The sequence below is a fragment of the Aliigemmobacter aestuarii genome, assembly GCF_004799285.1.
Lineage (GTDB): Bacteria > Pseudomonadota > Alphaproteobacteria > Rhodobacterales > Rhodobacteraceae > Aliigemmobacter > Aliigemmobacter aestuarii.
In genome coordinates this window covers 788,134-815,078 of record NZ_SSND01000001.1, presented here as the reverse complement: position 1 = coordinate 815,078, position 26,945 = coordinate 788,134, and the positions used below count along the sequence as shown (strand labels likewise).

Annotated in this window: 24 protein-coding genes; 19 read left to right on the top strand and 5 right to left on the bottom strand. The window is 65.8% G+C overall.

Annotated features, from left to right (window positions below; all coding sequences use genetic code 11):
* Window positions 1-2: 2 nt before the first annotated feature.
* Window positions 3-965 (bottom strand): GlxA family transcriptional regulator, encoded by a 963-nt coding sequence (locus tag E7811_RS03905; RefSeq protein WP_136393256.1) that lies wholly within the window; start codon window positions 963-965, stop codon window positions 3-5.
* Window positions 966-1,039: 74 nt separating this feature from the next.
* On the opposite strand from E7811_RS03905, the gene E7811_RS03900 reads away from it, so the two are divergent.
* From E7811_RS03900 to E7811_RS03865, 8 genes are all read left to right on the top strand, one after another.
* Window positions 1,040-1,954, top strand: a complete 915-nt coding sequence (locus E7811_RS03900) for a BKACE family enzyme (protein ID WP_136393255.1) — start codon at window positions 1,040-1,042, stop codon at window positions 1,952-1,954.
* A 46-nt stretch (window positions 1,955-2,000) separates the two neighbouring features.
* A complete protein-coding gene (locus tag E7811_RS03895; RefSeq protein ID WP_246020204.1) occupies window positions 2,001-2,309 on the top strand; it encodes a hypothetical protein in 309 nt (102 codons plus the stop codon).
* A 42-nt stretch (window positions 2,310-2,351) separates the two neighbouring features.
* Window positions 2,352-3,821: a carnitine 3-dehydrogenase gene (locus E7811_RS03890; protein WP_136393254.1), complete on the top strand. Its 1,470-nt coding sequence runs from the start codon at window positions 2,352-2,354 to the stop codon at window positions 3,819-3,821.
* Entirely contained in the window at window positions 3,818-4,573 is a 756-nt protein-coding gene (locus E7811_RS03885) for an SDR family oxidoreductase (RefSeq protein ID WP_136393253.1), read from the top strand. Before E7811_RS03890 ends, E7811_RS03885 begins: the two co-directional genes overlap by 4 nt.
* Before the next feature lie 9 nt (window positions 4,574-4,582).
* Window positions 4,583-5,746 carry an acyl-CoA dehydrogenase family protein gene (locus tag E7811_RS03880; protein WP_136393252.1) on the top strand — a complete coding sequence of 388 codons (1,164 nt, stop codon included), beginning with the start codon at window positions 4,583-4,585 and terminating at the stop codon, window positions 5,744-5,746.
* Between the two features lie 288 nt (window positions 5,747-6,034).
* On the top strand, window positions 6,035-8,026 hold the full coding sequence (locus tag E7811_RS03875; protein WP_136393251.1) for an acetate--CoA ligase family protein: 1,992 nt from the start codon (window positions 6,035-6,037) through the stop codon (window positions 8,024-8,026).
* 3 nt (window positions 8,027-8,029) lie between these two features.
* On the top strand, window positions 8,030-8,830 hold the full coding sequence (locus E7811_RS03870) for a carnitinyl-CoA dehydratase (protein ID WP_246020202.1): 801 nt from the start codon (window positions 8,030-8,032) through the stop codon (window positions 8,828-8,830).
* Between the two features lie 110 nt (window positions 8,831-8,940).
* Window positions 8,941-10,566, top strand: coding sequence for a GMC family oxidoreductase (locus E7811_RS03865; RefSeq protein ID WP_136393250.1), 1,626 nt, complete (start codon window positions 8,941-8,943; stop codon window positions 10,564-10,566).
* A 217-nt stretch (window positions 10,567-10,783) separates the two neighbouring features.
* Here E7811_RS03865 and betC read toward each other — a convergent pair whose 3' ends face one another.
* Window positions 10,784-12,289, bottom strand: a complete 1,506-nt coding sequence (gene betC / locus E7811_RS03860) for a choline-sulfatase (protein WP_136393249.1) — start codon at window positions 12,287-12,289, stop codon at window positions 10,784-10,786.
* A 124-nt stretch (window positions 12,290-12,413) separates the two neighbouring features.
* Between betC and E7811_RS03855 the strand changes: the two genes are divergently transcribed.
* The 6 genes from E7811_RS03855 (at window position 12,414) to E7811_RS03830 (ending at window position 20,350) form a co-directional block, all read left to right on the top strand.
* The gene (locus E7811_RS03855; RefSeq protein ID WP_136393248.1) at window positions 12,414-14,426 is read left to right on the top strand and encodes a CocE/NonD family hydrolase; all 2,013 of its coding nucleotides are present in this window, start codon (window positions 12,414-12,416) and stop codon (window positions 14,424-14,426) included.
* Between the two features lie 101 nt (window positions 14,427-14,527).
* Complete coding sequence (locus E7811_RS03850; protein ID WP_136393247.1) at window positions 14,528-16,111, top strand: ABC transporter substrate-binding protein; 1,584 nt, start codon at window positions 14,528-14,530, stop codon at window positions 16,109-16,111.
* Window positions 16,112-16,118: 7 nt separating this feature from the next.
* On the top strand, window positions 16,119-17,075 hold the full coding sequence (locus E7811_RS03845; protein ID WP_168732962.1) for an ABC transporter permease: 957 nt from the start codon (window positions 16,119-16,121) through the stop codon (window positions 17,073-17,075).
* The gene (locus E7811_RS03840; protein ID WP_136393245.1) at window positions 17,072-17,890 is read left to right on the top strand and encodes an ABC transporter permease; all 819 of its coding nucleotides are present in this window, start codon (window positions 17,072-17,074) and stop codon (window positions 17,888-17,890) included. Before E7811_RS03845 ends, E7811_RS03840 begins: the two co-directional genes overlap by 4 nt.
* Window positions 17,883-19,520 (top strand): ABC transporter ATP-binding protein, encoded by a 1,638-nt coding sequence (locus E7811_RS03835; protein WP_136393244.1) that lies wholly within the window; start codon window positions 17,883-17,885, stop codon window positions 19,518-19,520. The genes E7811_RS03840 and E7811_RS03835 overlap by 8 nt, the downstream gene beginning before the upstream one ends.
* A gap of 11 nt (window positions 19,521-19,531) precedes the next feature.
* A complete protein-coding gene (locus E7811_RS03830) occupies window positions 19,532-20,350 on the top strand; it encodes an alkaline phosphatase family protein (RefSeq protein ID WP_342773330.1) in 819 nt (272 codons plus the stop codon).
* A gap of 18 nt (window positions 20,351-20,368) precedes the next feature.
* On the opposite strand, the gene E7811_RS03825 is transcribed toward E7811_RS03830, so the two are convergent.
* On the bottom strand, window positions 20,369-21,118 hold the full coding sequence (locus tag E7811_RS03825; protein ID WP_136393242.1) for a class II aldolase and adducin N-terminal domain-containing protein: 750 nt from the start codon (window positions 21,116-21,118) through the stop codon (window positions 20,369-20,371).
* Complete coding sequence (locus tag E7811_RS03820; RefSeq protein WP_136393241.1) at window positions 21,115-22,035, bottom strand: alpha/beta hydrolase; 921 nt, start codon at window positions 22,033-22,035, stop codon at window positions 21,115-21,117. Before E7811_RS03820 ends, E7811_RS03825 begins: the two co-directional genes overlap by 4 nt.
* 178 nt (window positions 22,036-22,213) lie before the next feature.
* On the opposite strand from E7811_RS03820, the gene E7811_RS03815 reads away from it, so the two are divergent.
* On the top strand, window positions 22,214-22,651 hold the full coding sequence (locus tag E7811_RS03815; RefSeq protein WP_136393240.1) for a hypothetical protein: 438 nt from the start codon (window positions 22,214-22,216) through the stop codon (window positions 22,649-22,651).
* A gap of 120 nt (window positions 22,652-22,771) precedes the next feature.
* On the opposite strand, the gene E7811_RS03810 is transcribed toward E7811_RS03815, so the two are convergent.
* Complete coding sequence (locus E7811_RS03810; protein ID WP_008028299.1) at window positions 22,772-22,978, bottom strand: cold-shock protein; 207 nt, start codon at window positions 22,976-22,978, stop codon at window positions 22,772-22,774.
* A 396-nt stretch (window positions 22,979-23,374) separates the two neighbouring features.
* Between E7811_RS03810 and ccrA the strand changes: the two genes are divergently transcribed.
* From ccrA to E7811_RS03790, 4 genes are all read left to right on the top strand, one after another.
* On the top strand, window positions 23,375-24,667 hold the full coding sequence (gene ccrA / locus E7811_RS03805) for a crotonyl-CoA carboxylase/reductase (RefSeq protein ID WP_136393239.1): 1,293 nt from the start codon (window positions 23,375-23,377) through the stop codon (window positions 24,665-24,667).
* A 166-nt stretch (window positions 24,668-24,833) separates the two neighbouring features.
* The gene (locus E7811_RS03800) at window positions 24,834-25,034 is read left to right on the top strand and encodes a hypothetical protein (RefSeq protein ID WP_136393238.1); all 201 of its coding nucleotides are present in this window, start codon (window positions 24,834-24,836) and stop codon (window positions 25,032-25,034) included.
* A gap of 45 nt (window positions 25,035-25,079) precedes the next feature.
* Window positions 25,080-26,621 (top strand): ATP-dependent DNA helicase, encoded by a 1,542-nt coding sequence (locus E7811_RS03795; RefSeq protein ID WP_136393237.1) that lies wholly within the window; start codon window positions 25,080-25,082, stop codon window positions 26,619-26,621.
* A gap of 59 nt (window positions 26,622-26,680) precedes the next feature.
* A complete protein-coding gene (locus tag E7811_RS03790) occupies window positions 26,681-26,917 on the top strand; it encodes an Lrp/AsnC family transcriptional regulator (protein ID WP_136393236.1) in 237 nt (78 codons plus the stop codon).
* Window positions 26,918-26,945: the final 28 nt, after the last annotated feature.

Genomic DNA, 26,945 nt, shown 5'->3' with positions numbered 1-26,945 from the left:
CCCTATCTGAGGGCCGAGGGCGGCTGGCCGAAATGCGCGCGGAAGGCGCGGCTCAGGGTCGAGGCGCTGGAAAAGCCCGTGCGCAGGGCCACCTCGGCCAGCGGATGCCTTGTGTCATTGATCATCCGCCGCGCCGCCTGAAGCCTGAGCGACAGGCCGAAGGCCCCCGGCGTCTGGCCCAGTTCGGTATGGAACAGGGTTTCCAGACGTCGAGGCGACAGGCCGAGCGCGCGGGCGGTCGCGGCGACCGGTTCGGGCGCGTCAAGCCGGGTTTCCATCCGCGCGATGGCCGCCGCGACCCGCGGGTCGATCCGAAGCGGGGCGCGCGCGGGCGCGATCTGGGTTTCGGCGCCCTCGCGCGGGGTGGTGATGAAGCTGCCCGCCACCTGAAGTGCTGTGGCGCGTCCCGACCGGTGCGCGATCAGGTGCAGCATCAGGTCCGCCGCCGGGGCCGCCCCGCCCGCTGTCATCCGCGTCCGGTCGATCACGAAACGATCCGGCAGCACCTCGATGTCGGGATAGGTGGCGGCGAAATCCTCAAGGTCTTCCCAATGGACGGTGGCGCGGTAGCCCTGCAGCAGCCCGGCCCGGGCCAGCACCCATGACCCCGCGTCGATCCCGCCGAGGGCCTTGAAGCGCGGCGCGATGCGGCGCAGGCCGCGGATCAGCGCGGCGGTCGCCACGTCGGCCTGATTGTATCCGGCGATCACGATCAGCGCATCCGCCCCCGCCGCCGCCGACAGCGGCCCGTCGGCGGGCAGTTCGATGCCGCAGGTCAGGGGGGCGGCCTGCCCGTCGGGCGTGACGACCCTCCAGCGATAGGCCTCGAACCCCAGATGCCGGTTCGCCGCGCGCAACGGGTCCAGCGTCGAGGCCACCTCGAGGATCGAGGCGCGCGGAAGGACCAGCAGCGCGATGGTCAGCGGTTGCCGCGATGCAGCGAGGATTGATGCGGAATCTGCCATGAAGATTTCGTAAATCGCAAAGCGCGGGCCTGCAAGGGCGTTAGGATCGGCGCCATGAATCTGGAGGATTGCCGATGCCCTTGACCATGAATCGCGAGGTTTTCATCACCTGTGCCGTCACCGGATCGGGTGGCACGCAGGATCGCAGCCCGCATGTGCCGCGCTCGCCCGAACAGATCGCGACCAGTGCGATCGACGCGGCCAAGGCGGGGGCGGCGGTGGTGCATTGCCACGTGCGCGATCCCGAAACCGGCAAGCCCGCCCGCGACCCTGCGCTTTACCGCGAGGTCACCGAACGCATCCGCGACAGCGGCACCGATGTGGTTCTGAACCTTACCGCCGGCATGGGCGGCGACATGCTGTTCGACGGGACCGAGGCGATGAACCGCATGTCACAGCGCAGCGACATGGCGGGGGCGACCGAACGCGTCGCCCATGTCGTCGAATGCCGCCCGGAAATCTGCACGCTCGACTGCGGGACGATGAACTTCGCCGAAGCCGACTACGTCATGGTCAACACCCCCGGCATGCTTCGCGACATGGCAAGGCGCATGGTGGACGCGGGCACGCGGATCGAGATCGAGGCCTTCGATACCGGCCACCTCTGGTTTGCAAGGCAGCTCGCGGATGAGGGGATCATCCCCGATCCGGTTCTGGTGCAGCTTTGCATGGGGGTGCCGTGGGGCGCGCCGGACGACCTGAACACCTTCATGGCGATGGTGAACAACGTGCCGAAGCACTGGCATTGGTCGGCCTTCTCGCTTGGCCGTCACCAGATGGCCTATGTCGCGGCGGCTGTTCTGGCGGGCGGCAATGTGCGCGTGGGGCTCGAGGATAACCTGTGGCTCGACAAGGGCGTCCTGGCCACCAACGCGCAGCTGGTGGAACGTGCCGTGACCATCATCGAGAACATGGGCGCCCGCGTGATCGGCCCCGACGAGGTGCGCGCGCGGCTGAAACTGGAAAAGCGCGCGCCGATGGCGCGGTGATGCGCGGCGCCGGGGGATCGGGACGATGATGTGCAAGGCCCTGTGGATGATTGCCCTGGTCGCCCTCGGGGCCTGCCGCCCCGAGGCGGCCGAAGATCCCCAGGGCCTGACCCTGACCGAAACCGCCCGCGCCGAATGTCAGGCGGGGGGTGGCAGCGTCGGTCGTGGCGGGCTGATGGAGCGCGAGATCTGCTTCACCCCGACGCCGGATGCGGGCAAGTCCTGCAGCCGCGCGTCCGAGTGCAGCGGCCATTGCCTGGCCGAAACAAGGACCTGCTCGACGCTGGAGCCGAACCTGGGCTGCTTTGATTTTCTGGACGACAAGGGGCAGGTGCAGGGCATCTGCGTGGATTGACGGGCAGCCGGGGCTGCCGGAAAGAGAACGGGAAGATACAAGATGGCACGCAAGGCATCCATCATCGGCGGGGGCGTGATCGGCGGCGGCTGGGCTGCGCGCTTCCTTCTGAACGGCTGGGACGTTTCGGTCTTCGATCCCGACCCCGAAGCCCCCCGCAAGGTGGGCGAGGTGATCGCCAACGCGCGCAAGGCGCTGCCGGCGTTGTCGGATCTGCCGATGCCCGCCGAAGGCAAGCTCAGCTTTGCATCCACCATTACGGAATGCGTTGAAGGGGCTGATTACATTCAGGAATCCGTCTCCGAACGACTGGATTTGAAACACCGCGTCTTCGCCCAGATCCAGCAGGTATCGAAAGGCGTGCCGATCGGCTCGTCGACCAGCGGCTTCAAACCCAGCGAGCTGCAGGAGGGCGCGGCGGATCCTTCGACGATCTTCGTCGCCCACCCGTTCAACCCGGTCTACCTGCTGCCCCTGGCCGAGGTGGTTCCCAGTGCGAAATCCGACCCGGCGCTGATCGAACGCGCCAAGGAAACCCTGCGCGAGATCGGGATGTTCCCGCTGCACATCCGCAAGGAGATCGACGCCCATATTGCCGACCGCTTCCTTGAGGCAGTGTGGCGCGAGGCGCTGTGGCTGGTGAAGGACGGCATCGCCACCACCGAGGAAATCGACGAGGCGATCCGCATGGGCTTTGGCCTGCGCTGGGGCCAGATGGGCCTGTTCGAAACCTATCGAATCGCGGGCGGTGAAGCCGGGATGAAACATTTCATGGCCCAGTTCGGCCCCTGCCTGACCTGGCCCTGGACCAAACTGATGGACGTGCCCGAATTCAACGACGAACTGGTGGACCTGATCGCGGGCCAATCCGACGCGCAATCGGGCCACCATTCGATCCGCGAATTGGAACGCATCCGTGACAGCAATCTGATCGGTTTCCTGCGGGCACTGAAGGATCGCGACTGGGGCGCGGGGCGTGTGCTGCTGGAACATGACCGACGGCGCCAGGCCGCGTTCTTTGAACCCGAGGGCGGTCTGTCCGCTGCGGCCCCGCTGGTCATGGCCCGGCCGCAGGTCCTGCCGTCCTGGATCGACTACAACGGCCACATGACCGAAAGCCGCTATCTGTTTGTCGCCTCCGAATGCACCGACAATTTCATGCGCCTGATCGGGGCCGATGCCGCCTACATCAAGGGCGGTCACAGCTATTACACCGCCGAGACGCATATCATGCACCGCGGCGAGGCCAAGTTGGGCGACCGGTTGACCGGGACGCTGCAGGTGCTGATGGCGGACGAGAAGCGGATGCATGTCTTCATCACGCTGACCCGCGATCAGGATGGCAGCACGGTGGCCACGCTGGAACAGATGCTGTTGCATGTGGATATGGCTGCGGGCCGCGTCTGTCCGGCCGCACCCGAGGTGCACGCCCGCCTTCAGGCCGTGGCGCGCGCCCATGCGACCCTGCCCCGGCCTGATGCCGTGGGCCGCCATGTGGGGCAGCGGACATGACGCCGCGGGTTCTGGTCACGGCGGGTGCCAACGGCATCGGCCTTGTGATGGCGCGCGCCTTTCAGGACGCGGGATACCGCGTCTGGGTCACCGATGTGGATACGGCAGCGGTGGCGGCTGTGCCAGAAGGCATCCGCGCCACGGTCTGCGATGCCTCGGCCGAGGCGGAAATGGCCATCCTCTTTGGCGACATCGCGGCCGAGTGGGGCGGGCTGGACGTGCTCTGCGCCAATGCCGGGATCAAGGGACCGACCGCCGCGATCGAGGACATGGACCTTGCCGAATGGCATCAGTGCCTATCAGTCAATCTCGATGGCGCAATGCTGGCCGCGAAATATGGCGCGCGTCTGATGAAACCGGCCGGGGCCGGGGCGATGATCTTCACCTCCTCGACCTCGGGCCTTTTCGGAACGCCCTTCCGCGCCCCCTATGTGGCGGCGAAATGGGCGGTGATCGGGCTGATGAAGACGGTCGCGATGGAACTGGGGCAGCATGGAATTCGCGCCAACGCCATCTGCCCCGGGTCGGTCAATGGCCCCCGCATCGACCGCGTGATCGCAGCCGAGGCCGAAGCCAAGGGCATGACCGCGGATGCGGTCCGTCAGGGCTATGCCGCGGGCACCGCGCTCAAACGCCTGTCCGATCCCGAGGACGTGGCCGCGACAGCCCTGTTCCTGGCCTCACCGGCCGCCCGCATGATTTCGGGGCAGGCGATCACGGTGGACGGCTTTACCTACAACGTCGACCCGTAAGAGGCTCCCATGCAGTTCGGACTGAACGAAGAACAGCAGATGATTGTCGCGACGACCCGCGCCTTTGTAGAAAACGAACTTTTCCCCCATGAGATGGAGGTGGAACGCACCGGCCACCTGCGCATGGATCTGGTTCGTGAAATCCAGAAAAAAGCAATAGAAGCAGGTCTTTATGCGGCAAACATGCCGTCCGATGTCGGTGGGGCGGGGCTTGATACCCTGTCCTGGCTGCTTTACGAAAGGGAACTTGGCCGGGCGAACTATGCCCTGCACTGGACCTGCGTCGCGCGGCCTTCGAACATCCTGCTGGCCGGAACCGACGAGCAGCGCCAGAAATACCTCTACCCCTGCATCCGCGGCGAGAAATGGGACTGTCTTGCCATGACCGAGCCGGGCGCGGGTTCCGACCTGCGCGGGATGACCGCAAGCGCCCGGCGCGAGGGCACCGACTGGGTGCTCAACGGCACCAAGCATTTCATCAGCCACGCCGACATCGCCGATTTCGCCATCGTCTTCATGGCCTCGGGTGAAGAGGAAACCCCCCGCGGCCGGAAGAAGCTGATCACCGCCTTCTTCGTCGACAAGGGCACACCCGGTTTCACCGTGCGCGAGGGCTACCGCAATGTCAGCCACCGCGGCTACACCAACGCGGTGCTGGAATTCGACAACTGCCGCCTGCCCGAAAGCGCGATCCTTGGCGAGGTGCACAAGGGCTTCGAGGTTGCCAACACCTGGCTTGGCGCCACCCGCCTGCAGGTCGCGGCCACCTGTCTGGGCCGTGCCGACCGCGCGCTTCAGCACGCCATCCGCTACGCCGCCGAACGACGCCAGTTCGGCCAGCAGATCGGCAAGTTCCAGGGGGTCAGCTTCAAGCTCGCGGATATGGCGATGGAACTGAAGGCCGCCGAACTGCTGACATGGGAGGCGGCCTGGCGCTTCGATCAGGGCAGCGTGACCGAGGCCGACATGTCGATGGCCAAGCTGAAGGCGACCGAGGTGCTGGCCATGATCGCCGACGAGGCGATCCAGATCCACGGCGGCATGGGGCTGATGGACGACCTGCCGCTGGAACGCATCTGGCGCGACGCCCGGGTGGAGCGGATCTGGGAAGGCACCTCCGAGATCCAGCGCCACATCATCAGCCGCCAGCTGCTGCGCGAACACGGGGCCTGAGGTGCTGCGACAGGCCGGGCAGGGGGGCTGTCTGCCCCCCTCTTGGCCTTCGGCCAATTCACCCCCCGAGGATATTTGAGGACAGAAAATGCCCACCGAAGTTCACCTTGCGTTAACCTCCGCGCGTTATCGTGGCTATGCGGTACAGGCGGGGACGCCGATGACCGTGACAGGAAATGACGCCTCGTCGGCACATGTCCGGCGGGGCGTTTCCATTTTCTGTCTCGAAATATCCCGGGGGTCCGGGGGCAGAGCCCCCGGCCTGCCTCATCGGCACGGGGGGCGCGGATGAGAGATTTCAGCCGCCTTCTGCGCCCGAAGTCGATCGCTGTCCTCGGGGCTGGCTGGGCCGGGAACGTCATCGAGCAGTGCCGCAAGATGGGCTTTGACGGGCCGGTCTGGCCGGTGCATCCGAAGCGGTCGGAGGTGGGCGGCGTCAGGGCATATGCGCGCCTCGCCGATCTTCCCGCGCCGCCCGATGCGACGTTCATCGGTGTGAATCGCTTTGCCACGATCGAGGTGGTGCGCGAGCTGTCCGCGATGGGTGCGGGCGGGGCGATCTGCTTTGCCAGCGGTTGGGAAGAGGCGGGCGAGGCGGGCTTGCAGGCCGATCTGGTCGCGGCGGCGGGCGAGATGCCGATCCTTGGCCCCAATTGCTATGGCGTCATCAACTATCTCGACGGCGCGCTTCTGTGGCCCGACCAGCATGGCGGCCGGCGGGTGGAACGGGGCGTGGCGCTTCTGTCGCAATCCTCCAACATCGTCATCAACCTGACGATGCAGGCGCGCGCGCTGCCGGTGGCCTATGTCGCCTGTCTTGGCAATGCGGCGCAGGTGGGCCTTGCGGAACTTGCGGGCGCGCTTCTGGCCGATGACCGCGTGACCGCACTTGGCATGTATGTCGAGGGGATCGACGACGCGCCCGCGCTGGCCGAACTGGCCGAGGCGGCTCGTGCCGCGGGCAAGGGGATCGTCTGTGTCAAGTCGGGCAAGACCGAGGCGAGCCGCACCGCCGCGGCCTCGCATACCGCCTCGCTTGCGGGGGGCGGCGCGGCGTCCAGCGCGTTCCTGCGGCAGGCGGGCATCGCCGAGGTGAACACGCTGCCCGAACTGCTGGAAACGCTGAAGGTGTTTCACGTCCACGGCCCCGGACTTGGGGTGCGGATGTGTTCGCTTTCCTGTTCGGGGGGCGAGGCGGGGCTGGTCGCGGATCTGGCCGCCCCCTTCGGGATATCGTTCCCGGCCCCGTCGGACGGACAGCGCAAGGCCCTGGGCGACATCCTTGGCCCGATCGTGACCATCGCCAACCCGCTGGATTACCACACGTTCATCTGGGGCGACGGGCCGCGCACCACGGCCGTTTTCACCGAGATGCTGGCTGGCTATGATGCGGGGATCTTCATCATCGACCCGCCGCGCCCGGACCGCTGCGATCCGTCCTCGTTCCAGCCGGCGCTCGACGCGATCGAGGCAGCGCAGGCCGCGACCGGCAAGCCTGCCTTTGCGGTGGCCTCGATCCCCGAGAATTTCGACGAGGATCGCGCGGCCGGGATGCTGGCACGGGGATGCGTGCCGATGATGGGGCTGGAAACGGCGTTGGGGGCGCTGAAGGCGGCGCAGACGCCTTCCGGGCGCGCGGGCTGGCGGCCGCTCGCCGCGGCGCCGCAGCGTGCGACGCGGCTCCTGGACGAGGCCGAGGCGAAGGCGCTGCTGGCGGGGGCCGGGGTCGCCGTGCCGCGGGGCGTCAGCGCGCGGACGCTGGCTGACCTGCGCGCCCGTGCGGGCGGGCTGACGGCGCCGCTTGCGCTCAAGGGCCTGGGCTTTGCCCACAAGACCGAGGCGGGTGCCGTGCGCCTTGGCCTGTCCACGTTGGAGGGCGAGGCCGCGATGCCGGGCGCCACCGGCTATCTGGCCGAAGAGATGGTCACCGGCGCGGTGGCCGAGGTGCTTCTGGGCCTGCGCCGCGATCCGGTCTACGGGCTGACGCTGACCCTGGGCATGGGCGGCATCACCGCGGAGGTTCTGGCCGATACGGTCACGCTGGTCTGGCCGGTCGCCGAGGCCGAGGTCATGGAGGCGCTGACCCGGCTCAGGCTTTATCCGCTCTTGGACGGCTATCGCGGCGCGCCGCGGCCCGACCTGGGCGCACTGGGCGCGATGGCGGTGCGTCTGGGCCGGCTGATGGCCGGGGATGCGACGCTGGAAGAGATTGAAATCAATCCCGTGCTGCTGCGCCCCGACGGCGCGGTCGCGGTGGATGCCTTGATCAGAAAGGGATAGGAGATGGCCATGGAAATGCGCACCGAAGGACCGATCCGCACGCGGCGCGAGGGCGCCATCCTCGAGGTCACGCTGGACCGGCCCAAGGCCAACGCGATCGACCTTGTGACCAGCCGGATCATGGGGCTGACGTTTCGCGACTTCCGCGACGATGACAGCCTGCGGGTCTGCATCCTGCGCGCCGAGGGGGACAAGTTCTTTTGCCCCGGATGGGACCTGAAGGCGGCGGCCGGGGGGGATGCGGTTGACGGCGATTATGGCGTGGGCGGGTTCGGCGGTTTGCAGGAATTGCCCAACCTCAACAAGCCGGTGATCGCGGCGGTCAACGGCATCTGCTGCGGCGGTGGGCTGGAACTGGCGCTGTCTGCCGACCTGATCCTGTGTTCGTCGAACGCCACCTTCGCGCTGCCGGAAATCCGGTCGGGCACGGTGGCGGATGCGGCCTCGATCAAGCTGCCCAAGCGTATCCCCTATCATGTCGCGATGGATCTTCTGCTGACCGGGCGCTGGTTCGATGCCGAAGAGGCGCATCGCTGGGGCCTGATCAAGGAAATCTGCGCGCCCGGCGATCTTCTGGCAAAGGCATGGGATCTGGCGCGGCTTCTGGAAAGCGGGCCGCCGCTTGTCTATGCCGCGATCAAGGAGGTCGTGCGCGAGGCCGAAAACATGCGTTTCCAGGATGCGCTGAACCGGATCACCAAGCGCCAGATGCCCACGGTCGACAGGCTCTATTCCAGCGAGGATCAACTGGAAGGCGCCCGCGCCTTCGCCGAAAAGCGCGATCCGGTCTGGAAGGGGCGCTGAGGGTGCGCCCGGGCAGCGGGCGGAAAGCGACATTTCGCGTCGCCTTCCGTTGCGCCTGCCGCGTTCGCGCGCAATAGGGTCGCGACCCGAACCCAAGGTCCGAGGCTGCCATGACCAACGCCGACATCACCCCCGATTTCGTCATCATCGGCGCCGGATCGGCCGGTTGCGTGCTGGCGAACCGGCTGACCGAAAACGGCCGGTTCAGCGTGGCCCTGTTGGAAGCCGGCGGCAGCGATGCGCGGTTCTTCGTTCAACTGCCGCTGGGGTACGGCAAGCTGTTCTATGACCCGGCGGTAAACTGGCTTTACAGGACCGAACCCGATCCCGGCCTGGCCGGTCAGCGCGACCACTGGCCGCGCGGCCGGATCCTGGGCGGATCTTCCTCGATCAACGCGATGGTCTATATCCGCGGCCATGCCGAGGATTACCGCGAATGGGGCAGGGCGGCGCCCGGCTGGGGCTGGGACGAGGTCCTGCCCGCCTACCGGGCGATGGAGGATACCGAGGCCGGCGCCGACGAATGGCGCGGGGCGGGTGGCCCTCTCTTCGTCTCGGCCAACCGGCGCGGGCTGCATCCGCTGGTGAAGGACTACATCGCCGCCTGCGAACAGACGGGCCTGCGCCACAACCCCGATTTCAACGGCGCCGATCAGGAAGGCGCGGGCATCTACCAGATGACGATCAAGGGCGCACGGCGCAATTCGGCGGCACGCGCCTTCCTGCGCCCGGCGATGCGGCGGCCGAACCTGACCGTGATCACCCGCGCGCAGGCGACGCGCATCCTGTTCGAGGGGAGGCGCGCCGTCGGTGTCGAATATGTCCAGGGTGGCCAGATCCGTCAGATCCGCGCCCGGCGCGAGGTGATCCTGTCGGGCGGCGCGGTGAACTCTCCCCAATTGCTGGAGCTTTCGGGCGTGGGGGACGGCGCGCGCCTGCAGGCGCTCGGCATCCCCGTGGTGCAGCACAACCCCAATGTCGGCGAACATCTGAGCGACCATCAGGGCATCAACTACACCTGGCGGATGAAGGTGCCGACCTACAACGCCATCCTTCGGCCCTGGTGGGGCAAGCTCTGGGTGGGGATGCAGTATTTCCTGACGGGCGGCGGGCCCCTGGCCAAGTCGATCAATCACGGCGGCGGGTTCTTCCGCACCTCGCCGGACCAGCCGCGCCCGAACATGCAGCTGTACTTCCAGGCCTTTTCCACCCTGATCCCAAAAGAGGGCGAACGCCCGCTCCTGACGCCCGACCCGTTCAACGGCCTGTCGATCGGCCTGTCGAACTGCCGCCCGACAAGCCGGGGCAGCATCCATCTGACAACGCCCGATCCGCTGGCACATCCCAGGATCGTCGCGAACGCCTTTTCCACCAACCACGACGTGCAGGAAATGCTGGCGGCGGTGAAGTTCCTGCGCCAGATCGCATCCCGCCCCGCCTTCTCGCGCCTCGTCGAGGAAGAGCTGCGCCCCGGCCCGGATTGCGTGACCGATGATCAGCTGATCGAGGATTTCCGCCTGCGGTCGGGCACGGTCTATCACCCGTCCTGCACCGCGCGGATGGGGCAGGACGCCGCCGATAGCGTGACCGACCCGCGGCTTCGGGTGCATGGGGTGGCGGGTCTCAGGGTCTGCGATGCCTCGGCCTTCCCGAACCTGATCGCGGGCAACACCAACGCGCCCGCGATGCTGATGGGTTGGCGCGGTGCCGAACTGATCCTCGCCGATCACAGCTAGGGGCCTTCGCCGGGGGCATCGAACCCCCGTCAAAGGCGCTGCCGCGGAAGGGTCCGCAGGCTGGGTCCTGTCGAAAAGGTCGGATCGGGCATTAGATCCAGGGCGAAAAACCCCTTCAACCTGACACAAATACCCAAGACGCCGAGCCGAGCGGCGCAAGCCGCGCAGGCGAGGGAAAAGGCTTGCGCGCGGCACGCGCGCGCCGCCGGATCAGCCGTCATTCGCCGCGCGGAAACCGCTTCGATTCCTCCAGAACGTTCAGGTCCATGTGGTTGCGCATGTAACGTTCGGACGCCTTCTGCAACGGCTGGTAATCCCAGGGATAATAGCTGCCATTGCGTAGCGCCTCGTAGACGACCCAGCGGCGCGCCTGGCTTTGGCGCACCTCGGCGTCATAGGCCGACAGATCCCACCGCGCCTCGGCCATCGCGCGAAACCGGGCAAGGGTGGCGGCATGGGCCGGATCGCGGGCGAGGTTTTCCCGTTCCTCCACATCGGTTTCCAGGTTGAACAGCAGTTCCGGATCGGCCGCGCAGCGCACGTATTTCCAGGGGCCGTCGACCAGCGCCACGATCGGGCAGATCGAGGCTTCGGCGGCATATTCCATCGCCACGGGGCTGGTCCGGTCGAAACCGCGCGCCAAGGGCACAAGGCTTTCGCCATCCGTCCAGGGCATGACCTCGTCCATCGAGACGCCCGCCAGGTCGCACAGCGTGGGCGTCACGTCGATGGTCGAGACGGGCGTTTCGACCAGCCCCGGTTCAAGCCCCGGCGCCGCGATCATCAGCGGCACGCGGGCCGACCCTTCGAAGAAGTTCATCTTGAACCATAGGCCCCGCCGCCCCAGCATCTCGCCGTGATCCGACACGAAGACGACGATCGCCTCCTGCCGCGTCGCCTCAAGCACAGCAAGGATTTCCCCGATCTTGTCGTCAACATAGCTGATGTTGGCGAAATAGCCCTGGCGGGCGCGGCGGATGTGGTCGGGTGTGACCTCCAGCGACTTCCAGTCGCAACTGTCGAGGATGCGCTGCGACTGCGGGTCCATCTCTTCGTAGGGGATCGTCTCGGGCGGGTCGAGGTGTTCGCAGTCGTTGTAAAGATCCCAGTATCGGCGCCGCGCGACGAAGGGATCGTGCGGATGGGTGAAGCTGACGGTCAGGCACCACGGGCGCCGGTCGGCGCCGCGCGACAGGTCATAGAGCTTCTGGATCGCGTGATGGGCGACCTCGTCGTCATATTCCAGCTGGTTCGTGATCTCGGCCACGCCCGCGCCGGTGACCGAACCGAGGTTGTGATACCACCAGTCGATCCGCTCGCCGGGCTTGCGGTAATCGGGTGTCCAGCCGAAATCGGCGGGGTAGATGTCTGTCGTCAGGCGTTCCTCGAACCCGTGCATCTGGTCGGGGCCGACGAAATGCATCTTTCCCGACAGGCAGGTCTGATAGCCCGCCCGGCGCAGGTGATGGGCGAAGGTCGGGATGTCCGAGGTGAATTCGGCGGCATTGTCATAAACGCGCGTGCGGCGCGGCAACTGCCCCGACATGAACGAGGCACGGGCCGGGGCGCACAGCGGCGATCCCGTGTAGCTGCGCGAGAAGCGCACCGACCGTTCGGCCAAGGCGCGCAGGTTCGGCGTGTGCAACCAGTCGGCCGGGCCGTCGGGAAAAAGCGTTCCCGTCAGCTGGTCCACCATCAGGATGAGGATGTTGGGTCTGGTCATTCGCGTCCCTGTCTGTGAATGTCGCCTTTGTGCGAGAGATGGCCGCATTGCGCCTTATGGTCTGCTTCAAAGGCGACGCTATCTGGCAGCACGCGCCACGTCGGGACCCATGCGAGGAGATGCCATGAAAACCGTCAGCGAGTTCCCGTGCAAAGTGGTCGATCACCCCGATGTCGGCATTGTCATGCCCGACGGCGTGCGCCTTTCGGCGCGCATCTGGATGCCTGAGGGCGCGACCGAAAACCCGGTTCCGGCGGTGCTGGAATACATACCCTATCGCAAGCGCGACGGGACCCTGCCGCGGGACGAACGGATGCACCCCTATTTCGCGGGCCATGGCTATGCCGCCGTGCGGGTGGACATCCGCGGCAATGGCGACAGCGAAGGGCTGATGACGGATGAATACAGCGAACAGGAACTGGCCGACGCAGTCGAGGTGATCCGCTGGCTTGCCGAACAGCCCTGGTGCAGCGGCGCGGTGGGCATGATGGGAAAAAGCTGGGGCGGCTTCAACTGCCTGCAGACTGCCTTCCTCCGCCCGCCGGCGCTGCGTGCGGTGATCTCGGTCTGTTCCACAACGGACCGGTTCGCCGATGACATCCATTTCAAGGGCGGCTGCCTTCTGGGCGAGAATATGGGCTGGGGCGCGGTGATGCTGTCCTATTCCTCGCGCCCGGCCGATCCGGCCCTGCGCCCCGACTGGCGTGAGGACTGGATGCGCCGGCTTGACGCCGAGCCGTTCCTCGCACCCCGCTGGGCCTCGCATCAGGCGCGCGACGCCTACTGGAAGCACGGATCGGTCTGCGAGGACTGGCAGGCGATCCAGGTGCCTGTCCTGTCCGTGGGCGGCTGGGCCGACAATTACATGAACACCGTCGGCCACCTGATGGCCAACCTGAGCGTGCCGGTCCAGGGGCTGATGGGCCCCTGGGTGCATCAGTATCCGCATCAGGCGGTGCCGGGTCCGGCGATCGGCTTTCTGCAAGAGGCCGTGCGGTGGTGGGATTGCTGGCTGAAGGGCGTGCAGAACGGCGTGGCCGAAGGGCCGCGCTTGCGCGCCTACATGCTGGACAGCGAAGCGCCCGATGCCTCGATCGCCCATCGCAAGGGGCACTGGGTGACGGAAGCGGCCTGGCCAAGCCCGCGGGTGCGGGACGAGGTGCTGGAGCTTGCGCCGGGGGGCGCTTTCGGGGGCGTCCTGGGGGGGCGGGCCGCGCCGATGGAGGTCAGGCTGAAGACGCCGCAGGATCTGGGCTTTGCGGCAGGCGAGTTCTTTCCGATGGGGCTGAACGCGGAACTGCCCGGCGACCAGTCGGGCGACGATGCGATGTCGGTCTGCTTTGATACCGCGGCGCTGGCCGAGCCTCTGGCGCTTCTGGGCCAGCCGCGCCTGCGCCTGCGCCTGCAGTCGGACCGGCCGCGCGCCTTTGTCGTGGCGCGGCTCTGCGATGTCGCGCCCGATGGCCGTTCCGTGCGGATCTGCCACGGCATGCTGAACCTGTGCCACCGCGACAGCATGGAAACGCCCTCGGACGTGCCCGTGGGCGTGCCCTTCGACGCCGAGGTGACACTCGACCTGTGCGGCTACCGGCTGGCGGCGGGGCACCGGCTGCGAATCGCCCTGTCGACGACCTACTGGCCCTTCCTCTGGCCCAGCCCGGAAGAGGCGGAACTGACCATCCTCGAAGGCCGGTTGCACCTGCCGGTTCATCCGGGCGTTGTGGCCGACGAATGGCAACCGCCCGCGCCCGAGGCCGCGCCCGCCTGGCGCCACCGCGTGGTTGCCGCAGGGTCATCCGCACGGCGGATCGAACGCGACCTTCTGTCGGGGCGCACAAGCCTTGTCGTCGAGGATCACGGTGGTCTTGCGGAAAACCTGACGCATGGTCTGATCAACGGTCACGCGATGGTCGAGCGGTTCAGCATCGAACCGGGCAACCCGTTGTCTGCAAAGACGGAAATCGAGTGGACTGAGCATTTCGAACGGGACGGATGGAAGGTCGTGACGCGGTCGTCCAGCACGATGACCGCCACGCGCGAGGCGCTTTTGTTCACCGGGCGGCTCGAAGCCTACGAGGGCGAAAAGCTGGTCTTCGCGCGCGATTATTCCGAATCCGTGCCAAGGCGCTTCGTCTGACGGTCAAATCTGCGGATGGCCGCGAAAAAAGGGTTGTCCCGACGGGGTGGGATGGTCCAACATTGATTCAACAGTCAACAAAAAACCTCAGGGAGAAGGAAATGAAAGACGATCTGGCGAAACTGATCGACCATATCGAGGAAATGCGCATGAACCGTCGCGCCTTCCTCAACCGCACGGCGGCCTTCGGCGTCGCGGCGGCGGTCGGCGCTTCGGTCATGGGGTCGGAAGCCCGCGCGCAGGAACCCAAGAAGGGCGGCGTCCTGAAGATGGGTCTGGGCGGCGGCGAGACGACCGACACGCTCGACCCCGGTCTGGCCGACAGCCCGGTGCCCTTCGCGGTCAACCGTCAATGGGGCGACACCATCGTCAATGTCACCCCCGACGGGCAGATCGAGTTCCGCCTCGCCGAAGCGATGGAGTCCAACGCCGACGGCACCGAATGGCGTTTCAAGATCCGTCAGGGCGTGAAGTTCCATGACGGCAGCGACATGACGGTCGATGACGTGGTTGCCACGTTCAAGCGCCACTCGGACGAAAACTCCAAATCCGGCGCGCTGGGCATCATGCAGGGCATCGCGGACATTTCCGCAGATGGCGACAGCGTGGTCTTCAAGCTGGCCACCGGCAACGCCGACCTTCCCTATCTGCTGTCGGACTATCACCTGGTCATTCAGCCCAAGGGCGGGATGGACAACCCCACCGCCGCCATCGGCACGGGAACCTACAAGCTGGTCAGCGCCGAACCGGGCGTGCGCTATGTGTTCGAGAAGAACCCGAACGACTGGGACGCGAACCGCGGCCATTACGACGGGGTCGAGATCATCGTGATCAACGACGCCACCGCGCGGACCTCGGCGTTGCAGTCGGGGCAAGTGCATCTGATCAACCGGATCGACCCGAAAGTGGCCAAGCTTTTGGGCCGGGCGCCGGGCGTCGTGGTCGAGAACGTGTCGGGCCGCGGGCATTACGTGTTCATCATGCATTGCAACACCGCGCCCTTCGACAACAAGGACCTGCGCCTTGCCCTGAAGTGGGCGATCAACCGTCAGGAACTGGTCGACAAGATCCTTGATGGCTTCGGCGGCGTCGGCAACGACACTCCGATCAACGCGGCCTATCCGCTGTTCACGCCCTTGCCGCAGCGCGAATATGACGCGGCCAAGGCGGCCGAGCATTACAAGGCCTCGGGCCATGATGGCAGCCCGATCGAACTGCTGGTGTCCGATGGCGCCTTCCCCGGCGCGGTCGACGCGGCGTCCTTGTTCCAGCAGTCGGCGCAGGCCGCCGGCATCCCGCTGGAAATCAAGCGTGTGCCGGACGATGGCTATTGGTCGGACGTCTGGAACGTGAAGCCCTTCTGCGCCAGCTACTGGGGCGGTCGCCCGGTGCAGGACCAGATGCTGTCGACGGCCTATCTGTCGACCGCCGACTGGAACGACACCAAGTATTTCAACCCGGATCTGGATGCGCTGATCCTTGCCGCGCGGTCCGAAACCGACACCGCCAAGCGGACCGAACTTTATGCCAAGTGCTCGGAAATCCTGAACGATGACGGCGGCGTGATCTGCCCGATGTTCAACGATTTCATCGACGCACGCAGCGAAAAGGTCGCCGGGTGGGTCAAGGATCCGAACTATGAAATGATGGGCGGCTGGGCCACGGCCAAGACCTGGTTCGCCTGATCCGATGGTGCATCCCATCCTGAAACTGGTTGTCCAGCGCGTTGCGCTGGGCATCCTTCTCTTGCTCGCTGCGTCGGTGCTGATCTTCGTCGGCACGCAGATCCTGCCCGGCGACGTGGCGCAATCGATTCTGGGACAGTCTGCGACACCGGTGTCGCTGGCAAATCTTCGCGCCGAGCTGGGTTTGAACGACCCGCCGGTGACACGTTATTTCAACTGGCTTTCCGGCGTCTTGCAGGGTGATCTGGGCACGGCCCTGTCGAACGGTCAGGACATCGCCACCGCGATGGGCCGACGCCTGGGCAACACGCTGTTCCTCGCCTTCTGGGCGGCGATCATCGCCGTGCCGCTGGCCATCGTCCTTGGCCTGATCTCGGTCCGCTATCGCGACCGCTGGCCGGACAAGCTGATTTCCGGGGTCACGCTGGCGACGATCTCTGTGCCCGAATTCCTGGTGGGCTATATCGCCGTCTTTTTCCTTGCGGTGCAGCTGCAATGGTTCCCGTCGATCGCCTCGGTCTATGACGGGATGACGCTTGGCGAACGGCTTTACGCCATCTCCATGCCGGTCATCGTTCTGGTGCTGGCCGTGCTTGGCCACATGATGCGGATGACCCGCGCGGCGATCCTGAACGTGATGCAGTCGGCCTATGTCGAGACGGCCGAATTGAAGGGCCTGTCGCAATTCACCATCATTGCCCGCCATGCCCTGCCGAACGCGGTGGCGCCGGTGGTCAATGTGGTGATGCTGAATCTTGCATATCTGGTGGTGGGCGTCGTCGTGGTCGAGGTGGTGTTCGTCTATCCTGGCATGGGCCAGTATCTGGTCGACCACGTGGCCAAGCGTGACGTGCCGGTGGTTCAGGCCTGCGGGCTTGTCTTTGCGGCCGTCTACATCGGTCTGAACCTGTTGGCGGATGTGATCTCGATCCTCGCCAACCCGCGGCTGAGGCACCCGAAATGAGACGGATTCCCCTTGCCGCCCTGATCGGGCTGATCTTCACCGGGGCGTATTTCGGCGCGGCCATCTTCGCGCCGTGGATCGCCCCCTATGGCATGGCCGAGGTCGTCGGCGACAGTTGGGAGCCGTGGTCCTCGACCCATTGGCTGGGAACCGACACGATCGGGCGCGACCTGCTGAGCCGGATGATCTGGGGCGGGCAGACCACGATTTTTGTCGCTGCCGCGGCCACGCTTCTGTCCTTCAGCCTCGGTTCGGTCCTGGGCTTCACCGCGGCCGTGCGCGGCGGCTGGGTCGATCAGATCCTGTCGCGGACGGTCGATCTGATGATGTCGATCCCCTCGCTGATTTCCGCGCTGGTGATCCTGTCGGTGATGCCGGTCACCCTGCCGGTCCTGATCCTCGTCATGGGCATTCTGGATTCCACCCGCGTCTTCCGCCTGTCGCGCGCGGTGGCGGTCGATATCACCGTGATGGACTATGTCGAGGCCGCACGGTTGCGCGGTGAAGGGCAGGGCTGGATCATCTTCCGCGAGATCCTGCCCAATGCCCTGTCGCCACTGGTGGCCGAAATGGGGCTGCGGTTCATCTTCGCCGTTCTCTTCATCTCCACCCTGTCCTTCCTCGGCCTTGGTGTCCAGCCGCCGATGGCCGACTGGGGCGGCATCGTGAAAGAGAACAAGGAGGGCATCGTCTATGGCATCCCCGCCGCGCTGATCCCGGCCTTTGCCATCGCGACGCTTGCGATCTCGGTCAACCTTGTGGCCGACTGGATCCTCAACCGGACCTCTAGCCTGAAAGGAGGGCGCGGTGGCTGACGTGCTGCTCGATATCCGCAACCTCAGGATCGAGGCGACATCCTACCCGCCGGGCGAACCCCCGCGCGACGTGGTTCTGGTGGATGACGTGTCGGTCGCGGTCGAAAAGGGCCGGGTGCTTGGCCTGATCGGGGAATCCGGCGCGGGCAAATCCACCATCGGGCTTTCGGCCATGTCCTATGGCCGGGGTGGTGTCCGGCTGACCGGGGGGCAGATCCTGCTGAACGGGCGCGAGATCCGCACGGCGGGGATGCGCGAATTGCGCAGCCTGCGCGGGCACGAGGTGACCTATGTTGCCCAGTCTGCCGCTGCGGCCTTCAACCCGGCCAAGCAGCTGATGGAACAGGTTATCGAAACCAGCCTGTCCCACGGCCTGATGCCACGGGCCGAGGCAGAGGCGCGCGCCGTCGACCTGTTCCGCCAGCTTGGCTTGCCCGACCCCGAAAACATCGGCAAGCGCTATCCGCACCAGGTGTCGGGCGGGCAGTTGCAGCGGGTGATGACCGCGATGGCGCTGTGCCCGAAACCCGATCTGGTGATCTTCGACGAACCGACGACCGCGCTTGACGTGACCACCCAGATCGATGTTCTGGCGGCGATCAAGCGGGCGATCCACGAAACCGGCGTGGCCGCGCTTTACATCACCCATGACCTTGCGGTGGTGGCGCAGGTGGCCGATGACATCATGGTGCTGCGTCACGGCAAGATGGTCGAATACGGCACGACCGAACAGATCATCACCCGCCCGAGCGAGGAATACACCCGTGCGCTGGTGTCCGTGCGGGGGATCGAACACGCCGAAAAGGACCCCTCTGTCGAACCCGTCCTGCGCGTCCAGAACGTGACGGCCCGCTACAAGGGCACGAATTTCGACGTGTTGAAGAATGTCAGCGTGGACCTGCCGCCGGGGCAGACGCTGGCCATCGTAGGCGAAAGCGGTTCGGGCAAGTCGACGCTTGCGCGAGCGATCACCGGGCTTCTGCCGCCGTCGCAGGGACGCATCACCTTTGCCGGCCGCGAGTTGAGCCGCGAGTTGAAGGCCCGCTCCAAGGATGATCTGCGCGAGGTGCAGATGATCTACCAGATGGCTGACGTGGCGATGAACCCGCGCCAGACCGTCGGCACGATCATCGGCCGGCCGCTGGAGTTCTATTTCGGCATGTCGGGCGAGCAAAAGCGCGTCCGCATCCAGGAACTGCTGGACCAGATCGAGATGGGCCGCGGCTTCATCGACCGGTATCCGGCCGAATTGTCGGGCGGGCAGAAGCAGCGTGTCTGCATCGCCCGCGCGCTGGCCGCCAAGCCCAAGCTCATCATCTGCGACGAGGTGACAAGCGCGCTTGATCCGCTGGTGGCCGACGGCATCCTGAAGCTTCTGCTGAACCTTCAGGCGGCCGAGGGCGTGGCCTATCTGTTCATCACCCATGACATTGCCACCGTCCGCGCCATTGCCGACCGGATTGCGGTGATGTTCAAGGGGCAGGTCGTCCGTTACGGGCCGAAAAGTCAGGTTCTGGCGCCCCCCTTCGACGACTACACCGATCTTCTGCTGTCCTCGGTTCCCGAAATGGAACTGGGTTGGCTGGAACAGGTGTTGGAACATCGCAAGATGGAAAGTGCCGGGAATTGAGAAAGCTTCTCTTGATCATCATCGACGGCGTTCCGTGGCGGAACTGGCGCCGGCTCTTTGGCAACCTCGAAGGTTTTGTCGCCCATGGCGAGGCGCGGGTGTGGAAGATGCGGTCGGTCCTGCCGTCGACCTCGGCCACCTGCTATGCGTCGATCCACACGGGCCTGCCGCCGCAGGTGACGCAGGTCTGGGGCAACGAGGCGATCCGGCGGCTCGACTTCCCCGACATCTTTTCCGCCGTGACGGGGGCGGGGGGCAGGACCGGCGCGGTGGCGCACAGCTTCTGGTCGGAGTTCTTCAACCGCGCGCCCTTCGACGTGGTGCGCGACATCGAATACGACGAACCCGGCGGGCCGATCACGCATGGCCGCTTCCACACCATGTATGGCTACAACCTGATCAACCAGGCGACCCCGGCCGATGTCGACCTGTTCGGCACGCTGACCCGTCTTTGCGAAAGACATGGCATTGATTACGGCATGTTGCATACATGCACGCTGGACAGTATGGGCCATCGCTTCTTTCACGACTGTCAGGAAATGGACCATGCCTGCTATGCGCTGGACGCCCAGCTTGCGCCCTTTGTCCGGCGCTGGCGCGACAAGGGATACGAGGTGATCGTGACGGCTGACCACGGGCAGGACGCGCGCGGCCATCACGGCGGCGCGGACGACCTGCAACGCGACTTCGCGCTCTATTACTTCGGCGATGCGGAGGGCCCCGGCAAGGATGTGCTTCTGGACCAGTTGCAACTGGCCCCGACCATCCTGACCCGCATGGGCGTGCCCGTGCCCGAAACGATGCGCGCGGCGCCGTTCCTGGCAGGGTAGCGGCGGCGGGAACGGGCCTCAGGCCGCGTAATCGTCGCCTTCGGCGTCCAGCAGGGCCCGGATCTCGCGCAGGTGGGCATTGGCGAAACCGGGATAGCTTTCCCATTCCTGCGCGGTCTTTTCGGCGATGGCATCGGGCAGGATGCGCAGGGGCCGCCCGGTCTGAAGCGCGCGGATGTAGGTTTCGGCCGCGCGTTCGAAGTAATAGAGCCGGTTGAAGGTTTCCGCCACGGTTCGCCCGACGACCAGCACGCCGTGATTGCCCATGATCATCGTGGTGATCTGCGGGTCGGCCAGCAGGGCCGCGCAGCGCGCGCCCTCTTCTTCAAACGCCATGCCGCCGTAATGATCGTCCACCACATGACGGCCGAAGAACATCGCGCTGTTCTGGTCGATCGCGGGCAGGTGGCTGTCGGCGAGGCTGGCCAGAACGGTCGCGTGGATCGAATGGACATGCATCACACAGCGCGCATGCGGCAGCGCCCGGTGGATCGAACCGTGCAGCCCCCAGGCCGTGGGATCGGGCGCGTCGGGGCGGTCCATCGTCGCGGGATCGTTCGCGTCGATCTCGATCAGGTCGGCGGCGCGGATGCGGGCGAAATGCCGACCGTTCGGATTGATCAGAAAGCGCGTGCCATCCTCGTTCACCGCAAGGCTGAAATGGTTGGCCACCGATTCGTGCATGTTCAGCCGCGCCGTCCAGCGGAAGGCGGCGGCCATGTCGGTGCGTTCGGCCCAATGGGTCAGGTTCGGGGTCGGGGCGTTCATGCGGTTCCTCCCATGCGGGCGATGGCGGCGGTGATGCGAGCGAAACTGTCGCGCGCGCGTGTGACGGTGCGCCGCGCGCGCAGATAGCCGTGAACCAGCCCCGGTTCGACGACACATTCTGCCCTGCCCCCCGCGGTGCGGATGAGGTCGCAATAGGCATGGCCATCGTCGGCCAAAGGGTCGCATTCGGCCACGATCACGACCGTGGGCGGCAACCCGGCAAAGTCGGTGTCCTGCAGGACGGCGGCGGTTGGATCGTTCCGCGGCGGCGGGCCGTCATGGCGGATGCGGTCGTAGAACAGCACATCCTCGCGCGTCAGCATCGGCGCATGGGCGTGGGTCAGGTAGCTGCCCGCGTCGCGATTCCCGCCAAGGCCGGGATAGATCAGCACCTGCCCGAGAACATCAAGGCCCGTGCCCCGCGTGGCGTGTACGACCGAGGCCGCCAGCGCCCCGCCCGCACTGTCGCCTGCCAGAACAAGGCGCGGCCCGTATTCCGCCGCGACCGCGCGGGTGACGGCAAGGCAATCGTCGAAATGGGCGGGATGCTTGTGTTCCGGGGCAAGCCGGTAATCGGCCGAAACCACACGCAGGCCGGTGGCCGCGCAGATCTCGGCGCAGACATCGTCATGGCTTTCCAGCCCTCCGACAACGAAACCGCCGCCGTGGAAATAGAGGACGGTCACGGTTCCCGCGCCCTTTTCGTAGATGCGGCAGGGCACGCCCCCGAAGGCACGATCGGTCGTTGACACGCCCTCGGGCGTGCCTCGATGAAAGGCCCGGCACATCCGGTCATAGACCGCGCGCTGTTCCGCGATCGTCATCCCGATGGCATCGGGCGGATACCATTTTTCCGTCTCGCGGATGAACGCCCAGGTCTCGGCGTCGATAAGGGCCTGGTAATCGGGCAGGGTCATTCCTTGTTCCATCGCAGGGGGACGGGCAGGGGAATACTGCGCCAGCGCGCCGGGCCGGGCAATGGCCCGAATGTGGTCTCATTGTCGACGATGGGTGTGAAATGCCCGGATTTGCCCCCATTCCGGCCACAATCGGCAATCATGGTTGATGGAAGGTGTTTTGGTGATGGAGTGAGACATGGAATTCTCTCCGATCTTCGAAAAGGATGCCGCCCTCGTCGGTCTGGGGATTCGCGCCATCCTTGCCGGAACGGCGGGTAAAGGTGTTGATCAGGTCGCTGAGCGTCTGACGCTGGCGGGGGTTATCGTGGACCCGGTCGGGGATGTCTTCACCGCCATGTCCGCCCTCATCGACGACCCGGCCGATTACGCCCTTCTGGTCGTTCGTGTCGCGTCCGGCGAACAGGTCGAGGACCTCGAACGCAATCTGCGCCGGTTGGGAGATCTGCGTCGGCGCATTCCCGTAATCATCATTTCGGAAGACTGCCGCGAACAGGCCTTCCCAAATGATCGGGCCGAGGCGATCCGCCTGCGTGCGCCCCTTTCGGCGGTGTCGCTGCGCGTTGCGCTGGAACACGGGTTGCGTGACCGGGTGATGTGGCGCATCGCTGCCTGAGCGTAACCTGGATTACCGTAATCTTGATTTCACCGTTGCGGTGACATGAAAAAGGGGCGTGCCATCGGCACGCCCCTTTTCCGTGTGGTTGCCGCGCCGGGCGAACCCGGCGGCGTCCAATCAGGCCAGAGCCAGATTGGTGGCCGACTCGCGGCCATCGCGGCCGGCTTCGATGTCGAAGGTCACGGCCTGACCGTCAGCCAGCGAGCGGATGCCGGCGCGTTCCAGCGCGGTGATGTGAACGAACACGTCCTTCTTGCCGCCTTCCGGGGCAATGAAACCGAAACCTTTGGTGGCGTTGAACCATTTCACGGTGCCTTTGGCCATCGTGATGTCTCCTTTTTGCATGCCGCCTGCGGAAGTGCAGCGGCCCGGCCCCGTCAGCGCAAGATCGATAGCTGTGGCCGTATGAGGGAGACAGTGGTCGATAGAGATAACGTCGCAGCCCCGATATGGGGTCTCGCCCCCAGAAAAGCAAGGAAAATCGCCCCGGACCGCAAGACGCAAGGCAAAAGGCGCATCCTCCGCCCGGTCGCGGGGCCGGGCAGGAAGGCTTGCGTCCGCAGTTGTGGGCAGAAGGGCAGGTGGCGCTCACGCTGCAACGCGGCGGACATAAAATTACAAAATGGACACTCGCACTATTGCAATCTTGCGCAGGCTGCGTATTCCTAGCCTCCGAACGGCGCCGATTCTGCGGCGCGGCATCAGATGCAGGAGGGCCGGATGGCTTTGGACACGAATCCCGGAATCGTCGCCTATGACGCGCCGAAGAAAGATCTTTACGAAGTGGGCGAGATGCCGCCCCTCGGCCATGTGCCTTCGAAGATGTACGCCTGGGCGATCCGCCGCGAACGTCACGGCGAACCCGAGAAGTCCTTCGAGGTCGAGGTGGTCGACACCTGGAAGATCGACAGCCACGAGGTGCTGGTTCTGGTGATGGCCGCGGGCGTCAACTACAACGGCGTTTGGGCGGGCCTCGGCGTGCCGATCAGCCCCTTCGACGGCCACAAGGCCGCCTATCACATCGCCGGGTCGGACGCGGCAGGCATCGTCTGGGCCGTGGGCGACAAGGTCAAGCGCTGGAAGGTCGGCGACGAGGTCGTGATCCACTGCAACCAGGACGACGGCGACGACGAAGAATGCAACGGCGGCGATCCGATGTTCTCGCCCACCCAGCGGATCTGGGGCTACGAGACGCCGGACGGGTCCTTCGCGCAGTTCACCCGCGTGCAGGCGCAGCAGCTGATGCCACGCCCCAAGCACCTGACCTGGGAAGAATCGGCCTGTTACACGCTGACGCTGGCCACCGCCTACCGCATGCTGTTCGGCCATGCGCCGCATGACCTGCAGCCGGGCCAGAACGTTCTGGTCTGGGGTGCCTCGGGCGGTCTGGGTTCCTATGCGATCCAGCTGATCAACACCGCCGGCGCCAATGCGATCGGCGTGATTTCGGACGAGACCAAGCGCGACTTCGTCATGAGCCTCGGCGCCAAGGGCGTGATCAACCGCAACGATTTCAAGTGCTGGGGCCAACTGCCCAAGGTCAACAGCCCCGAATACAACGAATGGCTGAAAGAGGCCCGCAAGTTCGGCAAGGCGATCTGGGACATCACCGGCAAGGGCGTGAACGTCGACATGGTGTTCGAACACCCGGGCGAAGCCACCTTCCCGGTGTCGTCGCTGGTCTGCAAGAAGGGCGGCATGGTCGTGATCTGCGCGGGCACCACCGGGTTCAACTGCACCTTCGACGTGCGCTACATGTGGATGCATCAGAAGCGCCTGCAGGGGTCGCATTTCGCGCATCTGAAGCAGGCCAGCGCCGCAAACCGCCTGATGATCGAACGTCGGCTTGACCCCTGCATGTCCGAGGTCTTCCCCTGGGCCGATATTCCGAAGGCACACACGCTGATGTGGAAGAACCAGCACAAGCCCGGCAACATGGCCGTTCTGGTGCAGGCGCCGCACACCGGCCTTCGGACCTTCGAAGACACGCTGGAAGCCAGCCGCAACCGCTGATCCTGCATGAAAGACCACAGGGAACCGCCGCATCCGATGCGGCGGTTTCTTGCCGTTTGCGGCCTTTGCCCGGCGTTTTCCGGAGTATCTATTGACGACTTGGCGCCAATCGTCAGGCTCTTACGAGAATTGTTTCTGATTCCAAAACAATCTTGCCGGAGGTTCCATGCGCCATGACTGGATTCTGGATGTCCTGTCCGATCTTGCGGCCTATGCGCGCGACAACGGCATGCCGGGTCTGTCAGCCGAGGTGGAGCGGACCCTGACGCTTGCGCGCGACGAGATCCAAGTGGCCGAGGACGACGGGCTCGGCGCCGATGCCTTCGATCCGGTCACCCTCGAACGCCGCTGGCGGCGCCCGGTCTAGGCTTTCACCCTCGCCTCTGCCGGAACGATGCACTAGGGTCGCGCCATGCAGGCGACGAACGCGCTGACCTTTTCCGACGATCAGGCCGAAGCCTGGGACCGCGTGGCCGACCTGCTGCGCCGCAACGGTGTCGATCTTCTCGAGGCAGCGCTGACCCCGCCGACCGAGGGCAAGACGGATGTCCTGGCCGTGATCGGCAAGGCCGGATCGGGCAAGACCATGCTGCTGGCCAGCCTCTACAAGGCGATGGTGGCCGCAGGGGTCGAGGTGATTTCCGGCGATTACGAGGGCCGCAAGCGCAAGGACCGCCGCACGCTGGCCATCCTTGCCCCCACCAACAAGGCGGCAAGCGTCCTTCGGATGCGGGGGGTGCCTGCGACCACGATCCACCGCATCCTCTATACGCCGCTTTATGATCCGCAATACGAAAAGATCGCTGACTGGCTGGCGGGCAACGGCCCCCGGCCCGAGGTCGAGGGGCTGACCGAACAGGCGCTGGACCGCGCGAAGGCGTTCTATGACCAGGTGCCGTCGATCCCCGGCGCGCTGGCGGCTGCGGGGCTGCGGGGCAGCGATTTCATCAAGGGATGGAAGCGGCGCGAGGAACCGCTCGATGTGGGGTTTGTCGACGAAAGTTCGATGCTTGACGAACGCCAGTTCGACGATCTGCGCGAAATCTTCCCCACGCTGGTCCTGTTCGGCGATCCGGCGCAGTTGGCCCCGGTGGGGCAGTCCGGGCAGATGGTGTTCGACCGGCTGGGCGAGGCCTGCAAGCTGATGCTGAACCGCATCCACCGTCAGGCCGAAGACAACCCGATCCTCGATCTGGCCCATGCGCTTGCCGATCCGGCGCTTGGGTTCGAAAGCTTTGAGCGGATGGTCGAGGATGCGGCGCGGCGGGATGACCGCGTGGTCTGGGCCGAACGGGTCGACAGCGACATGATGGCCCGGTCCCCGGTGCTGGTCTGGCGCAACACGACCCGCGTGCGGCTGATCACGGCCTTCCGCGCGGCCCATGGTGCGCCCGAATTCGAACTGATGCCCGGCGAGCCGCTGATCTGCGACGGGATCGAACTGCCGCTGAAGCACCGCAAGAAACGGATCGATCTCGAGGCGCGCGGCCTGATCAAGGGCGCGCAGGTGATCTACATGGGGCCGGGCACGCGCGACGGGTTCGCCCGCCTGCATGTGATCGGTGCCGAGGAACCGCAGGTCAGCGCCGCCTCGATCATCAAGATCGAAAAGCCGGACGAGGAAGAACCCTTCATCCCCTCGGCCGCGCGGATGGGGGCGGCCTTCCTGCATGGCGCGGCTGTGACGATCCACAAGGCGCAGGGCAGCCAGTGGGAAGAGGTGCAGGTCTTTGCCCCCGACATCTGGGCGGCGGCGCAGGCCGGGCGCAGCGAGGCGGGCCTGCCGCTGTGGAAACGGCTGGCCTATGTGGCGATCACCCGCGCCGAACGGCGGCTGTTCTGGGTGGTGCGCAACCGTCTGGCGCGGCCGCATCGCCCGCTGGGGATCGAGGATCTGAAGGCGCAGGCGCAGCCCGCGCCCCTGTCGCTGGCTGCCGGGGATGAGGGGGAGTGACCCTTTCCAACCCCTCCGCCTGCCGCTAATCTGCCCGCGTCACCCAAGGAGCCCGCCCCATGACCTGCGTCTTCGTCCAGTTCCGCTGCACACCCGGCCAGACTTATGCCGTGGCCAATGCCATCTGGGATCGTGAAGTGGTCAGCGAGCTGTACTCGACCAGCGGCGAATTCGACCTGATCGCCAAGGTCTATATCCCCGACGAGGCCGACGTGGGCCATTACCTGTCGGAACGGCTGTTCGACATTCCGGGCATCCAGCGCACCTTGACGACGATGACCTTCAAGGCGTTTTGAGGCGGCCGACTGGAAGGGCCAGGGGCCA

Coding starts and splice junctions, on each gene's coding strand:
- E7811_RS03865 (WP_136393250.1), top strand. CDS start 8,941: ATGACCAACGCCGACATCACCCCCGATTTCGTCATCATCGGCGCCGGA.
- E7811_RS03855 (WP_136393248.1), top strand. CDS start 12,414: ATGAAAACCGTCAGCGAGTTCCCGTGCAAAGTGGTCGATCACCCCGAT.
- E7811_RS03905 (WP_136393256.1), bottom strand. CDS start 965: ATGGCAGATTCCGCATCAATCCTCGCTGCATCGCGGCAACCGCTGACC.
- E7811_RS03885 (WP_136393253.1), top strand. CDS start 3,818: ATGACGCCGCGGGTTCTGGTCACGGCGGGTGCCAACGGCATCGGCCTT.
- E7811_RS03795 (WP_136393237.1), top strand. CDS start 25,080: ATGCAGGCGACGAACGCGCTGACCTTTTCCGACGATCAGGCCGAAGCC.
- E7811_RS03800 (WP_136393238.1), top strand. CDS start 24,834: ATGCGCCATGACTGGATTCTGGATGTCCTGTCCGATCTTGCGGCCTAT.
- E7811_RS03820 (WP_136393241.1), bottom strand. CDS start 22,035: ATGACCCTGCCCGATTACCAGGCCCTTATCGACGCCGAGACCTGGGCG.
- E7811_RS03815 (WP_136393240.1), top strand. CDS start 22,214: ATGGAATTCTCTCCGATCTTCGAAAAGGATGCCGCCCTCGTCGGTCTG.
- E7811_RS03900 (WP_136393255.1), top strand. CDS start 1,040: ATGCCCTTGACCATGAATCGCGAGGTTTTCATCACCTGTGCCGTCACC.
- E7811_RS03825 (WP_136393242.1), bottom strand. CDS start 21,118: ATGAACGCCCCGACCCCGAACCTGACCCATTGGGCCGAACGCACCGAC.
- betC (WP_136393249.1), bottom strand. CDS start 12,289: ATGACCAGACCCAACATCCTCATCCTGATGGTGGACCAGCTGACGGGA.
- E7811_RS03850 (WP_136393247.1), top strand. CDS start 14,528: ATGAAAGACGATCTGGCGAAACTGATCGACCATATCGAGGAAATGCGC.
- E7811_RS03840 (WP_136393245.1), top strand. CDS start 17,072: ATGAGACGGATTCCCCTTGCCGCCCTGATCGGGCTGATCTTCACCGGG.
- E7811_RS03880 (WP_136393252.1), top strand. CDS start 4,583: ATGCAGTTCGGACTGAACGAAGAACAGCAGATGATTGTCGCGACGACC.
- ccrA (WP_136393239.1), top strand. CDS start 23,375: ATGGCTTTGGACACGAATCCCGGAATCGTCGCCTATGACGCGCCGAAG.
- E7811_RS03875 (WP_136393251.1), top strand. CDS start 6,035: ATGAGAGATTTCAGCCGCCTTCTGCGCCCGAAGTCGATCGCTGTCCTC.
- E7811_RS03870 (WP_246020202.1), top strand. CDS start 8,030: ATGGCCATGGAAATGCGCACCGAAGGACCGATCCGCACGCGGCGCGAG.
- E7811_RS03790 (WP_136393236.1), top strand. CDS start 26,681: ATGACCTGCGTCTTCGTCCAGTTCCGCTGCACACCCGGCCAGACTTAT.
- E7811_RS03810 (WP_008028299.1), bottom strand. CDS start 22,978: ATGGCCAAAGGCACCGTGAAATGGTTCAACGCCACCAAAGGTTTCGGT.
- E7811_RS03890 (WP_136393254.1), top strand. CDS start 2,352: ATGGCACGCAAGGCATCCATCATCGGCGGGGGCGTGATCGGCGGCGGC.
- E7811_RS03895 (WP_246020204.1), top strand. CDS start 2,001: ATGATTGCCCTGGTCGCCCTCGGGGCCTGCCGCCCCGAGGCGGCCGAA.